General features: G+C 40.5%; 13 protein-coding genes. 7 read left to right on the forward strand and 6 right to left on the reverse strand.

Annotation, left to right across the window (positions count from 1 at the left end; translation table 11 throughout):
• Positions 1-156: 156 nt before the first annotated feature.
• Positions 157-921, reverse strand: coding sequence for a (S)-acetoin forming diacetyl reductase (locus ACFOSE_RS08430; protein ID WP_380432416.1), 765 nt, complete (start codon positions 919-921; stop codon positions 157-159).
• Between the two features lie 174 nt (positions 922-1,095).
• Here ACFOSE_RS08430 and ACFOSE_RS08435 point away from each other — a divergent pair, with 174 nt between their 5' ends.
• Positions 1,096-1,929 carry an alpha/beta hydrolase gene (locus tag ACFOSE_RS08435; RefSeq protein ID WP_380432418.1) on the forward strand — a complete coding sequence of 278 codons (834 nt, stop codon included), beginning with the start codon at positions 1,096-1,098 and terminating at the stop codon, positions 1,927-1,929.
• A 44-nt stretch (positions 1,930-1,973) separates the two neighbouring features.
• Here the strand turns inward: ACFOSE_RS08435 and ACFOSE_RS08440 are convergent, their stop codons facing one another.
• Positions 1,974-2,726, reverse strand: a complete 753-nt coding sequence (locus ACFOSE_RS08440) for an esterase family protein (protein ID WP_380432420.1) — start codon at positions 2,724-2,726, stop codon at positions 1,974-1,976.
• 123 nt (positions 2,727-2,849) lie between these two features.
• Positions 2,850-4,028 (reverse strand): ATP-grasp domain-containing protein, encoded by a 1,179-nt coding sequence (locus tag ACFOSE_RS08445; RefSeq protein WP_380432422.1) that lies wholly within the window; start codon positions 4,026-4,028, stop codon positions 2,850-2,852.
• A 163-nt stretch (positions 4,029-4,191) separates the two neighbouring features.
• Here ACFOSE_RS08445 and ACFOSE_RS08450 point away from each other — a divergent pair, with 163 nt between their 5' ends.
• The gene (locus tag ACFOSE_RS08450) at positions 4,192-4,830 is read left to right on the forward strand and encodes an MBL fold metallo-hydrolase (protein WP_380432424.1); all 639 of its coding nucleotides are present in this window, start codon (positions 4,192-4,194) and stop codon (positions 4,828-4,830) included.
• Between the two features lie 57 nt (positions 4,831-4,887).
• Here the strand turns inward: ACFOSE_RS08450 and ACFOSE_RS08455 are convergent, their stop codons facing one another.
• Entirely contained in the window at positions 4,888-7,572 is a 2,685-nt protein-coding gene (locus ACFOSE_RS08455) for a cation-translocating P-type ATPase (RefSeq protein WP_380432425.1), read from the reverse strand.
• Between the two features lie 217 nt (positions 7,573-7,789).
• On the reverse strand, positions 7,790-8,179 hold the full coding sequence (locus ACFOSE_RS08460) for a DUF1934 domain-containing protein (protein WP_380432427.1): 390 nt from the start codon (positions 8,177-8,179) through the stop codon (positions 7,790-7,792).
• 78 nt (positions 8,180-8,257) lie between these two features.
• Between ACFOSE_RS08460 and ACFOSE_RS08465 the strand changes: the two genes are divergently transcribed.
• From ACFOSE_RS08465 to ACFOSE_RS08480, 4 genes are all read left to right on the forward strand, one after another.
• Complete coding sequence (locus ACFOSE_RS08465; RefSeq protein ID WP_380432429.1) at positions 8,258-9,550, forward strand: HD domain-containing protein; 1,293 nt, start codon at positions 8,258-8,260, stop codon at positions 9,548-9,550.
• A 125-nt stretch (positions 9,551-9,675) separates the two neighbouring features.
• Positions 9,676-10,485 carry a sugar-phosphatase gene (gene yidA, locus ACFOSE_RS08470; RefSeq protein WP_380432431.1) on the forward strand — a complete coding sequence of 270 codons (810 nt, stop codon included), beginning with the start codon at positions 9,676-9,678 and terminating at the stop codon, positions 10,483-10,485.
• Positions 10,485-11,696, forward strand: a complete 1,212-nt coding sequence (locus ACFOSE_RS08475; RefSeq protein ID WP_380432433.1) for an aminoacyltransferase — start codon at positions 10,485-10,487, stop codon at positions 11,694-11,696. The genes yidA and ACFOSE_RS08475 overlap by 1 nt, the downstream gene beginning before the upstream one ends.
• Positions 11,696-12,928, forward strand: a complete 1,233-nt coding sequence (locus tag ACFOSE_RS08480; RefSeq protein ID WP_380432435.1) for an aminoacyltransferase — start codon at positions 11,696-11,698, stop codon at positions 12,926-12,928. Before ACFOSE_RS08475 ends, ACFOSE_RS08480 begins: the two co-directional genes overlap by 1 nt.
• Before the next feature lie 166 nt (positions 12,929-13,094).
• Here the strand turns inward: ACFOSE_RS08480 and tpiA are convergent, their stop codons facing one another.
• Entirely contained in the window at positions 13,095-13,853 is a 759-nt protein-coding gene (tpiA, locus tag ACFOSE_RS08485; protein ID WP_380432436.1) for a triose-phosphate isomerase, read from the reverse strand.
• A gap of 225 nt (positions 13,854-14,078) precedes the next feature.
• Here tpiA and ACFOSE_RS08490 point away from each other — a divergent pair, with 225 nt between their 5' ends.
• Positions 14,079-14,828 (forward strand): glucosaminidase domain-containing protein, encoded by a 750-nt coding sequence (locus ACFOSE_RS08490; RefSeq protein ID WP_380432438.1) that lies wholly within the window; start codon positions 14,079-14,081, stop codon positions 14,826-14,828.
• The last annotated feature ends 1,029 nt before the right edge of the window (positions 14,829-15,857 follow it).

The raw sequence follows: 15,857 nt of genomic DNA on the forward strand, positions 1-15,857 counted from the left end.
CTTAGCAGCCACCAGCATAGCTGGTGGTTTTATTGTTTTTCTCTACGAGAAAAACTGGCTCGAAGCCATAACAAAAAACTAGAGCAAACTCGCTCTAGTTTTATTTAGCTTGGCCATCAAAAAAGACGGAACCATTCCGTCTTTAGATAGGCTAAATTATTGAAAGACCATACCACCATCAACAACAACCGTTTGCCCTGTAATATAGTCTGAATCTGGTCCAGCAAGGAAGGCAACAGCATTGGCAACATCTTCTGGCTCAGACAAACGTTTAAGAGCAATATTCTTAGCGAATGTTTGCATACCCCATTCATCATCTTTACCAGCATTTTTGCCAACTTCATGAGCAATATCATACATCATTGGTGTTTTAACTATACCTGGTGCATAAGCATTCACAGTGATTCCTTCATCTGCCAAATCACGCGCCAAGGTCTGAGTGATGCCTCGAACAGCAAATTTAGTACCACCGTAAATGGTAAGGTTTGGATTTCCAACAATACCTGCTTGTGAGGTTGCATTGATAATTTTACCACCATGCCCAAGTGCTTTGAAGAGTTTATGAGCAGCTTGTGCTCCCCAGATAACACCACCAACATTGATAGAAAATGTTCGTTCAAATTGTTCTGGAGTAATGGTATCGAGTGGTGTTGTAGGTGCCACACCGGCATTATTAACAACCACATTCAAGTCACCAAAACGTTCCACAACCTTATCAAAGGCTGCAGCTACTTCTTCTTGCTTAGAAACATCAGCTACGACAGCAAAAGCTGTTTCTGGTGATAATTTATCTACAGCAGCCTGAGCCGTTTCTTGATTATAGTCTACAATACCGATTTTAAATCCATCCTTATGCAAACGTTCTGCAATAGCAAAACCAATTCCTTGACCGGCACCTGTAACAATAGCAACTTTAGACATAATAGTACCTCCTAAAAATGATAATCTTATTATAATCCTTTCATTTATCTTTTTCAAGAAAAGGCTTTCACTTCAGAAAAATTTTATCTTCACTAATTCTTCCTTATCTTAATAGGGTAATCCTTTTCAATCATTTATGCTATAATAGTCACAAATGGCAAAACAGAGGTTTTTATGAAACGTACAAAATTAAACAATTATTATCTGGAAATGGAAGAGCACTATCTTTATGTCCCCTACTATGACGAGGAACGTCGTATTCGGGTGCTGCTCCCCAAAGATTATGACAAGGAAGACTGGGCCAGCTACCCTGTCCTCTATATGCACGATGGCCAAAATATTTTTTACAGTAAGGAATCCTTTTCTGGCTATTCCTGGAAGATTATCCCGACTATCAAAAATCATAAGGAGCTACCTAAACTTATTATTGTAGGTATTGATAACGCTGGGGACAATCGTCTAAATGAATACGCTCCCTGGATGACCGATGTCGGTTCGACCCCTGAAACTGCTAGTGTTGGTGGAGATGGTATGGCTTACAGCGACTGGGTTGTCAACGTTGTCAAACCCTTTATTGATAAAACCTATCGAACTAAGCCGGACCGCCAGCACACACTCTTGGCTGGCTCCTCCATGGGGGGAATCATCACGGCCTACATGGGCGCCGCCTATCCAGAGGTCTTTGGTAACCTAGGCGTCTTCTCATTGGCCTCTTGGTTTAGCGAGCGTGATTTTCTTCGCTTTTGTAATAATCATCCTCTCAAACCAGACAGTAAGGTCTATATCCAAGTCGGCACCAAGGAAGGCGACGAGGTGGACGAGCAATTTACATCCAATATGAATCAATCTTATATTGATTGTAGCCTGCATTACTACCAATCTCTGCTTAGGGTGGGGACTCCTATAGAACAAATTGAATTGCGGGTTATGGCCAATGAAATCCACCACGAAAAGTATTGGGCCAACCACTTTATTGAATTTTTACACTTTACCTTGACAGAAGATTAAAAATCCCTTGAGGATCAGCTGACCCTCAAGGGATTTTTAATCTTCTAAATACTTCCCTCTTCTTCTAATCTACTAAAGAAGTAGGGAATCTGCTTGCGCCACCAATCCCAATCGTGGGCAACGTCATCCCCCCAGTAATCAAACCAAGCTGGAATTGACTTGAAAGTAAAAGCTTCTTCTAGGCGAAGGGTATCGGCGATATGCGGTCCTTCCCAAGCTCCTCTTCCGACAGAAACGATAAAACGATTTTGACGATAGCGCTCCAAGAACCAATTATCTTCTTGATTCCAAAGGTAGTCAATAGGGGAATTATAGTAGACAGCTGGATCACCATGATACTCACCTGTAAAGAAACGTGCATCATAGACACCAGATTGGGCAATCGCCACATCAAACAAATCCGGATGGCGGAGAGAAAAATTGATGGTGTGGAAAGCTCCCATGGAACAACCAGTGGCTATCATTCCTCCTTGCCAATCTGACTCGTAACGAATCAAGGGCACCAATTCATTGACGATATAACGATCATAGGCTTCGTGCGCCAAAGCCATGTCGTGACCTGACTTGTCTTGAGCCAACCAAGATTCATTATCAAGAGAATCTGGTGTATAAAATTTTATTAAACCACGGTCAATAAAGCTCTGACAAGCCTCAATCATACCAAAATCGCCATACTCATTTTGGCTACCACCTGACGAGGGAAAGACGATAACCGGTTTACCAGCATGACCATAGACGTTAAAATACATTTCACGGCCGAGCTCTCCCGACCAGTGACTTCTTCTTTCAAAATGCATAACTTATATAGGATGGTGAGATAGTAAATCGCCTTCTATACCTAATGGAAGAGTTCTTACTATTTTAACTATATTAAGTAATATAGGAACCATCGTAGCCTTTCTTTTAAATTTTAGAGTAACTTATGATTTTGCCTGGGCAAATTGCACCAATTCACGCAGTTCATCCATTGTCTCTGTACGGGCAAGGATACCATGCTCACCCATAATCTGAGCAAAGATTCCCGGCACTGATTGGATGGAGATGATCTTATTCACAAATTGTTTCCTGATATCATCCAGACTATGAGTATAATCTTGGTTTTCTTTACGAGAAATATAAACGACATTATAGCGGTGCTGGATGTCAGCTGTAAACTGATTGTCTTTAACAATTTTAGCATACTGATCAAAGACATCAAAATCATCAGCATAATTCCACATATCAATAGTCAAACCACCTGGTGGACGGCAGTTGATTTCTAATGCCATGAGATCCTTAGTCTTTTTAACTCGGAAAAATTCAAAATGGAAAAAGCGTTCTTTTACATTAAAGGCCTCCACACAATTTTTCCCAAGCTTAATCAAATCCTCAGAAATTTCTCTTGGGACATAATAATACATATCATGGTCATTTGCTAGGGTATCAAGAACCGCCTCAGAGTATTCCAAACCAGAGTAAAAAACAATATTGCCATCATGATCTGTTAAGCCATCAAAAGTGATGATATCACCATCAATAAATTCTTCCATGATGTACTCAACACCGGCTGTCTTATAACTAAAAAACTCCTCTAGCTCTTCAGCAGACTTAATTTTATAGGTGTCGGATGCTCCTACACCGGAGTTTGGTTTAATAATAACTGGGAATTTGAGCTGTTCAGCCAATTTTCTAGCTTCATCATCGCTATGAAAGACGTCACCTTTAGCGACTTTAAGACCGGCCTTACGAAAAACTTCTTTCATTTGCCGCTTGGTCTTAATGGCCAACATGTCATCATTTTTATAGCCAAAAACATTGAAATCGGTTCTTAGCTTAGCATCCAATTCCAACCAATACTCATTGTGCGATTCAATACGATCAATGCGACCATACTTATGAGCAAAGTAAGCTACTGCACGATAAACTTGGTCGTAATCTTCCATGTTATCAACACGATAGTACTCGGTCAGGGCAGATTTGAGCCCTTCCGAAAGTTCTTCATAGGGGGTATCCGCAATTCCCAGTGTATTGAAACCATTAGCCTGTAAACGATGAGCAAAGGGTTCAAAATTAGTCGGAAAGTGGGGGGAAATCATTACGAAATTTAGGGGTCTTGTCATTGTTGCCTCCTCATTAGTCTTCCTTACTATTTTATCACCTTTTCGCTTATTTTCATAGGTATTCCCAAAGATTCTAAAATTTGTCTCTTTTAGCTAAAAACTAAGACTTTTTCTTAGAGATGATGTATAGTAGATTAAAGAGCATTTTAGATAGGAGACTTCCATGGAAATTCATCTTGTTCGCAATAAGGTCGCTGCTGAAAATACCTATATTTTGGAAAGTGAAGCTGCCCTCTTGATCATTGATCCCGGCAGCAATAAGCAAGAGATTTTAGACAAAATCGATAGTCTCGCTAAGCCGATCAGCGCCATTCTTTTAACTCACGCCCACTACGATCATATCATGAGCCTCGATGCTGTTCGTGAACGTTATAAGCAACCACCCGTCTATATTTCTGACAAGGAAGCTGACTGGCTGGCTAGCCCTCTCGATAATCTCTCCGGTCTGTCTCGTCATGACGATATGGAAGATGTTATCATGAGGCCAGCAGATTTCTTTTTTCAATACCAGACTCCTTATGATTTAGACGGTTTTCAATTTCAGGTACTAAAAACACCCGGTCACTCTTGGGGTGGGGTCTCCTTTGTTTTTTTTGAACAAGAAGTCGCCTTCTCTGGTGATGCTCTTTTTCGAGAGACAATCGGTAGAACGGATCTTCCTACTTCTGATTTCGATCAGTTAATCGACAGCATCAAACATAATTTATTTACCCTACCCAATCACTATCGTATCTTTCCGGGACACGGACTTGACACAACTATTGGACACGAAAAAAACTTTAATCCTTTTTTCAAGGCATAAGAAAAGCACTCTTTACTCATTTCCCTTTGACAGGGTTTGGGTAGAGTGCTTTTTTTATTAAATCGCTTTTTCATCTTGTCCTAGAGCGCGCTGGATCGCTTTGACCAACTCAACTAAAACAATCATCAGTAGACTACCGATAACAACAGCTACCCACTGAGTCAAACTTAGGTGGGAAACGTGGAAAAGTTCATTAAATCCTGGTAAAACAATAGTAGCCATCAAGAGAAGAAAAGCAACAGGAATAGCCCAGTTAAAGGTCTTGTTTCTAAAGAGACCAACCTTAAAGATGGATTGATAAACAGATTTCACATTGAAAGCATGTACCAATTGAATCAGACCAAGTGTAGCGAAAGCCATAGTCAAAGCATCTTCATGGATGAGGTGGTTACCTGTATGTTCAGGGAAGAGGAGCGCCCAAGCATAGACACCAAGGACTAGGGCTGTTTGGAAAATCCCTTGATAGAGAATTGCTCCCAGAACACCGCCATCAAAGAAGTTGGATTTACGACCACGTGGTTTATGCGTCATGACATCTGGCTCAGCAGGCTCAACACCAAGAGCAATGGCTGGTAGGGTATCCGTTACCAGATTGATCCACAGTAGATGAACTGGCTGAAGAACGTCCCAACCAAAGAGAGTAGCAAAGAAAATTGTAAAGACTTCTGCCATATTTGCTGACAGTAAATACTGGATAGACTTTTGAATATTTGAAAAGACCTTACGTCCTTCTTCAACCGCAACAATAATTGTCGCGAAATTATCATCGGCCAGAACCATGTCAGAAGCCCCTTTGGAAACTTCTGTACCAGTGATCCCCATACCGATACCAATATCAGCGGTTTTAAGTGATGGGGCATCGTTGACACCGTCACCAGTCATAGCAACAATCTTACCTTCATTTTGCCAAGCCTTAACGATACGAACCTTGTGTTCTGGTGACACCCGTGCATAAACTAAATATTGTTTAAAGACCTTTTGGAATTCTTCATCGGAAAGCTCATTGAGCTCCGCTCCTGTGAAGACATGATCTTGACCATCATCTTCAATAATACCAAGACGTTTGGCAATGGCTTCTGCAGTATCTTGATGGTCACCAGTAATCATAATTGGACGGATACCAGCTTCCTTGGCTACGGCAACAGCCTGCTCAGCTTCTGGACGCTCAGGATCAATCATACCGACTAGACCTGTGAAAATCAAATCGTGTTCCAAGGCTTCAGAAGTGATTTCAGATGGCAAACTATCAATAATCTTATAGGCTCCGCCTAGGACACGGAGAGCTTGATGAGCCATTTCAGAATTATTGGTTTGAATGAGACTTTTAATACGATCATCAATCGGTGCAATATCCCCTGCATTATCACACCTAGTACAGCGTTGCAAGAGTTGATCTGGTGCACCTTTGACAGCTACAAAATATTTACCATTAGCAAGCTCATGTATAGTTGACATCAACTTGCGGTCTGAATCAAATGGCAGCTCCGCTACACGAGGACGACTAGCAAGAAAACTCTTAACATCCTGATTATTATCTAAGGCAAATTGAACAAAGGCCGTCTCTGTCGGATCGCCAATGAGCTTACCTTCTTGATCGATCTTGGTGTCATTGGCCAAGATAACAGAATGAAGGAGGGGATGCTCAAAGTTAATATCGCTGGAAGTATCATAGAGCTTCCCATCGTAAAAAACTTTTTCAACGGTCATTTGGTTCATAGTAAGTGTCCCAGTCTTATCTGAGGCAATAATTTCTGTTGAACCTAATGTTTCAACTGCTGGCAGTTTACGAATGATAGCATTACGTTTAGCCAGCACCTGTGTCCCCAAGGAAAGGACAATAGTAACGATAGCAGGTAAGCCCTCTGGAATAGCAGCTACGGCAAGTGCTACGGCAACCATAAGTCCTTCAAGTGGTTCCTCACCACGGACAAAGACACCGACGATAAAGGTCACAAGAGCAATAGCTACAATCAAATAAGTCAAGGCCTTGGATAATTGCGTCAAGCTCTGCTTGAGGGGTGTTTCTGTTTCATCGGCATTAGCCAGCATATTGGCAATTTTACCAACCTCTGTGTACATCCCAGTATTTGTGACCACACCTGAACCGCGACCGTAAGTAACATTGGAATTTTGATAAGCCATATTGAGACGATCGCCAATTCCAGCGTCTTCTGCTACATCAACCGATAAATCTTTATCAACAGGAACAGATTCACCTGTTAAAGCAGCCTCCTCAATTTTTAATGAGGCCACTTCTAAAAGTCTCATATCTGCAGGAACAACATCACCCGCTTCCAAAAGTACGATATCTCCAGGAACCAGTTCTTTGGAATCAAGTTCTACCACGTGACCATCACGGCGCACACGCGCAATAGGGCTAGACATATCCTTGAGAGCTTCAATAGCTGCCTCTGCTTGACCTTCTTGATAGACACCAAAGGCAGCGTTAAGGATAACAACGGCCAGAATGATGAGGGCATCTGTTAAACCCTCCATACCTTCCGTGATAATAGAAAGAGCAGCAGCAACCAAGAGGATGATAATCATCAAATCCTTAAATTGATCAATAAACTTAGCAAGGAGGCCACGCTTTTCACCCTCTTCAAGTTCATTGCGACCGTAATCAGATAAACGCTGCTGGGCTTGCGCTTCTGACAAACCTTCTTTTGAGGTATCAAGCTCTTTTAACACCTCATCTTCCGCCTGTATATGGTACAGTGCTTTTTGTTGTTCTTTGTGCATTAATCTTACTCCTTTTGGTCTCTTTTTTCTGCGATATAGAAAAAAGAGACCTGTTTTAAAAACAAGTCTCGCCGTTTAAGTCAGTGCCGGAAATTTCTTTCGTAATGACGACACTAACACAATCCTCAAGTTTTATCTAAACCTATGGACCGCCTGCTACTCCCTTGATATGCCAAACATTATAGCAAAATTTTCTTTCAAGCTCAAGATAAAGTTCTTACCCCCAGACGATCTGCAAATCATAGGAGGCCAGAATTTCATCTACTTCCTGATTTGCCAATAAATCGTAGGTCAACTCAATTTTTCCCTCGCTTCTATCTAAAGAAAAGCGCCTCGTTTTCGTCACCAAATGTTGAGTCCCCAGAGGAGTTGGAAGACTGGCCACATCATACTTACCTTTACTAAAACGCATAAGTGACTTGGGGGTTGAAAAACGCGTCATCACCAATTCTCTATCGTTAACTTTTAAAACCACCTTTTCCTGCTGGCTGTTTTCATGTATTAGATAATCATAATCTCCCCTCTTGGTCCATTCACAGTCATGGACTTCTCTAATAATTTCAACCTCATTTCCCATTTGAATGGTATTTTTAATTTGAATCTGCACGTGGCTTTCTCCTTGCTCTTTTCCTTTAGTATTCTATCAATTTCAGCTTAATTTATCAATTTTTGCTATACTAAAGCTATGAATGAAAAAATTTTTCGCGATCCTGTTCACAACTACATATCCATTACAGAGCCTTTAATTTATGATCTAATCAATACTAAGGAATTTCAACGTTTACGCCGCATTAAACAGCTAGCAACCACCAGCTATACCTTTCACGGAGCCGAGCATAGCCGTTTCTCACACTGTTTGGGTGTCTACCATATCGCCAGCCGAGTCATTGATCATTTTGAAAAACATTATCCTCAGGACTGGAACCAAGAGGACAGCCTCCTAGCTATGACAGCCGCTCTTTTGCACGACTTGGGGCATGGTGCTTATTCCCATACCTTTGAACACTTATTTGATACCGATCACGAAGCTATCACTCAGGATATCATCACTAATTCTCAGACGGAGGTCAATGCTGTTTTAAGACGGGTAGCGCCTGATTTCCCAGATAAGGTAGCCAGTGTTATCAATCATACTTACCCTAACAAACAAGTAGAACAGTTGATTTCCAGCCAGATTGACTGTGACCGCATGGATTATCTCTTACGCGATGCCTACTATACCGGCGCTAGCTACGGACAATTTGACTTAACCCGCATTTTAAGTGTCATCAGACCCCATGGTAATGGTATTGCTTTCACCATCAATGGTACCCATGCTATTGAGGATTACTTGGTCAGCCGTTACCAGATGTATATGCAAGTCTACTTCCATCCTGCCAGCAGAGCTATGGAAGTCTTGCTGCAAAATCTGCTCAAGCGCGCTAAGAAACTCTATTCCGCGCAAAAAGATTATTTTAAGCGCACAGCCCCAGCATTGATTCCCTTCTTTGAAAACAACTATGAGCTTAAGGACTATCTCAGCCTCGATGATGGAGTGATGAATACCTATTTCCAAATGTGGATGCAGGCCGATGATGCTATTTTAGCTGATTTAGCCAACCGTTTCATCAACCGCAAACTGTTCAAGTCTTTAATTATAACGGATGAAAGCCAAACATCTCTAGCCGAGATGAAACATTTAGTCTCTGCCATAGGTTACAATCCTGACTATTATACAGCGAAGCATAAGAATTTTGACCTACCTTATGATATTTACCGTCCTGAAAAAGAGAACCCCCGTACTCAGATTGAACTCCTTCAAAAAGATGGCAGCCTGATTGAACTCAGCCAAGAGTCAGCCTTGGTAAAATCCCTAACCGGAACTGTCCATGGTGATTATCGCTTCTACTTCCCAGCTGAAATGTTGGAAACGGACGATTTATTTCAAAAAGAAAAAGAGATCTTCATCAATTACATCCAAAACGACTATCTGCTTTAAAACCATTCTCGCCATGACAAATGGCGGGATTTTTAGTAATATAGTATAGGTATATTTTTATCTATTTATAATGATTTCAATATTGAATTATTTCCAATTTTACGCTATCTACTAAAGGAGAAAGCATGTCAATCAAACTTGTAGCTGTCGATATTGATGGTACCTTGATCACTAGTGATCGACAAATAACACCCCAAGTCTTTGAGGCTGTTCAAGAAGCCAAGGCTGCGGGTGTTAAGATTGTCATCACCACAGGACGCCCCATCGCTGGTGTCCAATCCCTTCTGGAAGAACTGCAATTAAATGAGCCTGATAATTATGTTATCACCTTTAATGGTGGCTTGGTTCAAGACACTTCTAGCGGGGAGGAACTGCTAAAGGAGGTCCTCTCTTATGATGAGTACCTTGATATTGAAGTTCTGGCCAATAAGCTGGGAATTCATTCTCACGCCATCACCAAAGATGGTATTTATACCAGCAACCGTGATATCGGCAAATACACCGTTCACGAATCTACTCTGGTCAACATGCCCATTTTTTACCGGACACCGAGGGAGCTGTCTGATAAAGAGTTTGTCAAGGCCATGTATATCGATGAGCCTGAGATTCTAGATCAAGCCATTGCCAAGATTCCAGAAGAATTTTACGAGCGTTTCACCATCGTGAAATCCAGACCCTTTTATTTAGAAATACTAAGAAAGACTGCCAGCAAAGGTGAAGCTGTTAAACATCTGGCTGAAACGCTGGGCTACACTCTAGATGAAACCATGGCCATCGGGGACGAAGAAAACGACCGTGCCATGCTGGAAGTGGTCGGTCACCCCGTCGTCATGGAAAATGGAACCTCAGCACTCAAAGAAATTGCAAGACACATTACCAAATCAAATGATGAATCTGGCGTGGCTCACGCCATTAGAAAGTGGGTACTAAATTAATGTTTACCTATAAGGTTGGCATATCTGCCAAAGAACATGACGATTTTGCTAAAGCAAGCAATCAGACCAATCTGCTACAAAGCAGTGCTTGGGCACAGGTTAAGGATAATTGGAGCAATGAACGTTTAGGCTTCTATAAAGATGATGTTCAAATCGCTTCTGCTTCTATCTTGATTAAACGTCTACCCCTAGGAATGACCATGCTTTATATCCCACGCGGGCCTGTCATGGACTATCAGGATCAAGAAGTTGTTGATTTTGTTATTAAATCATTGAAAAAATACGGAAAAAGTAAACACGCTCTCTTCATTAAATTTGATCCCGCCCTCCTCCTAAAAGCTTATAAAACTGGACAAGAAGTTGAGGAAAATCCTGAAACTTTAGCTGCCCTGGATAATCTTAAAAAAGCTGGCACTGAATGGACCGGACGTACCATGGAAATTGCTGAAAGTATCCAACCACGTTTTCAAGCTAATGTCTACACCCAAGAAGATATGACTGCTACCTTTCCTAAACATACCAAACGTTTGATGAAGGATGCTAATAATCGTGGTGTCGTAACCACACGCGGTAGTATAGATGATGTCCAAGCTTTCGCTGATGTTGTCGCTCTAACAGAAAATCGCAAAGGCGTAGCTCTGCGTAATCATGACTATTTCAAAAAGATGATGTCCATTTACGGGGATGATGCTTACTTACATTTAGCCAAGGTTAATTTACCAAAACGTCTGGCAGAGTACCAAGAACAGTTAGCTCAAATTGAAAAAGATTTGGCAGAAACTGCTGACCACCAAAAGAAACGCTTGACCAAGCTAACCCAGCAACAAACTTCCGTACAAAAATACATCAAGGAATTTGAAGAATTTGTTGATAAATATGATGATGAGCTCATCATTGCTGGTATTTTATCTGTCCGTTTCGGTAACGTCATGGAAATGCTCTACGCTGGTATGAATGATGAATTTAAAAAATTCTATCCTCAGTATTCCCTCTATCCAAAAGTTTTTGAAGATGCCTATGCTGATGGTATTATCTGGGCTAACATGGGAGGCGTTGAAGGAAGTCTTGATGATGGGTTGACTAAGTTTAAATCAAACTTTAACCCAACCATTGAAGAGTTCATCGGGGAATTTAATATCCCAGTCAGCTTACTCTATAAACCAGCCATGCTAGCTTATAATCTACGTAAAAAATCAAGGAGCAAGCACTAATGACTTTTGAAATTCTAAGTCAAGAACTATTTGAAGAATTCAGCCAAACCGTTGCTTATAAGTCCTTCATGCAGTCGGTAGAAATGGCTCAACTCTTTCGCAAACGAGGCTATACCATCGCTTACGTTGGTTTGAAAGAAGCAGGTGAGTTACAGGTTGCCGCTCTGGTCTACAGCATGCCAATGACCGGCGGACTCCATATGGAGGTCAATTCAGGACCTTTTTCAACCAATCCTAAATATCTCAGCGCCTTTTACCAAGGATTACAGGATTACGCTAAAAGTGAAGGAGCTTTGGAGCTGATCGTCAAACCCTATGATACCTATCAAACCTTTGATAGCGAGGGAAATCCTAGCAGTCAAGAGCATCCCGAACTTATCAAAACCCTCACCGACCTTGGTTTTCAATATGATGGTTTGCAGACAGGTTATCCCGGCGGTGAACCCGATTGGCACTATGTTAAAGATATGACTGCTATCACAGCCGATACGTTGATGAAATCTTTTAGCAAAAAGGGACGTCCCCTTGTTAAAAAGTCTAAAACTTTTGGTACCAAAGTCTTTAAGCTCAGTCGGGAAGAACTTCCTATTTTCAAGGAAATCACTTCTTCAACCTCAGATCGTCGCGACTATACCGACAAACCCCTAGATTATTACCAAGATTTCTTCGATAGCTGGAGGGATAAGGCAGAATTCATGGTTGCTAGCATCAATTTTCAGGATTATCTAGACCATCTACAAAAAGATCAGGATAAACTGGGACAAAAAATTACCAAGCTCAAAACTGATCTTGAAAAGAATCCTCATTCGGAAAAGAAACAAAACCAGCTGCGAGAGTTCTCCAGTCAATACGACACTTTTCAAGTACGTAAGGATGAGGCTAAGCAGCTGATTCAACAGCATGGTCAAGAGGATGTCATCCTAGCAGGCAGTCTTTTTGTCTATACTAAGCAGGAAGCTATTTATCTCTTTAGCGGTTCCTATACAGAATTTAATAAATTCTATGCACCAGCTCTATTGCAAGAGTATGTCATGTTGGAAGCCATCAAGCGAGAAATTCCAACTTATAACTTCCTTGGTATCCAAGGTATCTTTGACAACAGTGATGGTGTCTTGCGCTTCAAGCAAAATTTCAATGGCTACATTACCCGCAAGATGGGAACTTTCCGTTATTATCCCAACCCTCTGAAATACAAGTTACTCAATACTGTGAAAAAATTATTGAGACGCTAATAGAAAAAAACCAGTTATCTAACACGACCTTGCTTAGGTTGATAAAAAATCAACTCTTAGGCCTATCAAAGAACTGGTTTCTTTTTATACCTTTTATCTTAATTGCTCACAATATAAAAAGACCCCTGATAGCGTAAATCTAGGGTCTTAGACAGTTTATTGTAAATTATTTTACAAAATCAAGAAGGGCAAGGAAGCTGTCAGCTTCAAGTGAAGCACCACCAACAAGGGCGCCATCAACATTTTCTTTAGCCATGTATTCAGCAATATTTTCAGGTTTTACAGAACCACCGTATTGGATACGAACAGCTTGAGCAACTTCTGCACCATACAATTTTTCAACTGTTGAACGAACAACACCACAGATCTCATCAGCAATGTTAGCATCAGCTGATTTACCAGTACCAATAGCCCAGATTGGTTCATAAGCAATAACCAAGTTTGACACTTGTTCTGCTGTCAAATCTTTAAGGTCAGCAGTGATTTGTCCTTCAATCCATTCTGCTGTTTTACCAGCTTCGTATGTTTCAAGAGATTCACCACAGCAAAGGATTGGAGTCATATTGTGCTTGAAGATAGCATGCGCTTTCTTGTTGATTTCTTCATCTGTTTCATGGAAGTAATCACGGCGTTCTGAATGACCGATGATAACATACTCAACACCGAGAGCTTCAAGAGCAGCTGGACTTGTTTCGCCAGTAAAGGCACCAAAGTCTTCCCAGTAACAATTTTGAGCTGAAACTTGCAATTCCGTATCTTTAACACCTTTTTTCATTCCTTCAAGGAAGAGTGCAGGAGAACCGATGACAGTGTCAACAAGCTCGTTTGAAGGAATATTATTTTTAACAGCAGTAACAAATTCACGAGCTTCAGCAGCTGTTTTGTTCATTTTCCAGTTTCCGGCGATAATTGGTTTACGTGACATTTCACATACCTCTTCTATATTTTATTTACTTTTTCATTTTATCATAAATTACAAGTCTTTTAAAGGTTTTGTCGGATTTTCTAAAGAACTTATCTTCAATAAATAGTGGAAAGCTCAGCGCTTGAATTTTATCAAAAATAGCTGTATTCCTTGGTTTTTTCTAACCTAAATATCAACAACTATGCTATACTAGGTTTTGCCAAAATAAGAAAAGGAGATTGAAGCTTGGCCAAAAAGAAACGTTTTAACAAGTTGAACAAACTTTTCAAAGTCAGCAAACAAAAGCGTAAATCATTGATTCTGACCTTCTTTTTAATCGCTGCCGTTTTCATCTTTTGTACCTATGGTTTTCTGACGCGTATTAATCAGAATACTCACACATCTCCTAAACTAGGAAAAAATGAGAGTGTCGCCACTCTTTATTTCATCAATAAAATTGGCGAAGATGCTCGCTCCATCTCTCAAGAAAATGATCTCTACGCTTCAGTTATGATTGCTCAAGCTGTGCTAGAAAGCAGATATGGAACTTCTAAGCTAGCTTCTGAGCCCAACTACAATCTATTTGGAATCAAAGGAGATTATCAAGGTAATTCCGCTACCTTTCAGACTTGGGAAGATGATGGTAAAGGCCACACCTACACGATAGACGCTCAATTTAGAAAATATCCCTCCTACACTGAATCACTGGAAGACTATGCTGATATCCTCAGCAAAAATATCTATTCCAAGGCTCGAAAATCAAAGGCTGATAGTTACAAAGAAGCAACCCAGGCCTTAACTGGCCTCTATGCTACCGATACTGACTACAATACCAAATTGAACCAACTCATCAAGCTCTATCACCTTGCCGACTATGACCGGCCCCTTGACCCCTATAAACCGGGACTCATCTATAATATCTACCGTCATCGTTATACCAGTGTCAATATGCTTGAAAATGACAATCTCTGGGCCAAACAACAAATTGAAAACTAAGCACACTCATATTAATTACCAAAAGAGCAGAGAACATAGTTTCTACTTTAAAATTCTCTGCTCTTCTATATTTAGCTAAGTTAGGTGAACATGCACATAGTCAATACAAATGCTTCTTAAAATCTACGATTAAACTTTCAAATTTTTTAAGTTTTATAAAGAATATTTTGAGCTAGTATCGCTGTTATTTTAGTAGCAACACTCGGAGGATTTTTTTCTCTGCAATAATTTGGCTAAACTATCAGTCAATTTCAAGCTCTTAAAATTGCTTATGAGGATGCTGCATTTCTAAAAATGATATGATACATTACCGCATAAAAAAGAGCGCCAAGTTTTAAAAACAACTTATGATGCTAAATTGATTACAACCCTTGATGCCTCAAATGTATCTATTCTTGAACAAGATTCTGATAGTAAGAGCGGCAAGGTAAACCCTTCTTTCTCCTCCTCAGACACTGGTTTTAGACATTTTCAACAGAAAAAGAGCTCTAACTAATTTTTTAGACTATCGGTGAAGATAATCCACTTGCTGACGCTAGCCTAGAAAAAGCTGCTGTCAGCCAGCTAACCGTTCAAACTAATGTCGAAAATAGGAAATCTGTTTACAAAGTTGAATTCAAAAATCAAGCTTCTGGATTGGAAGACGACTGTACAATCGCTACTGATACAAAAGACATTATTGAGAAATCAGGTAATCTTATTGCTGATTAAGCTATTTAAAGTGTAATATCGTACGAACCACCGGCTGAGTTGATGATTTTATCACTTTTTGTTAGTATAAACTAATTTGAAGTAATAAAAGAGGTGGGGACAAAAATCGCTAAATTGTGATAAAATCGCAATTTCGATTTTATCGTCCTGCCTTTTTCTGCACAATTGATCAGGGGCCGCTATCACTTGCCTAGCAAGGGGTAAGGACTACCAAACAATCCTTTCGTTAATCTGGTAAAGCTAGAGCAAAGTCATAACCACCCGTGAAAACGGGTGGCTTGTACACCGGCTATAAGCCGTTTCTCTCCAGCGACGTCT

Origin of the sequence: Streptococcus dentapri (assembly GCF_042649885.1) — a bacterium.
Classification (GTDB): Bacteria; Bacillota; Bacilli; order Lactobacillales; family Streptococcaceae; genus Streptococcus; species Streptococcus dentapri.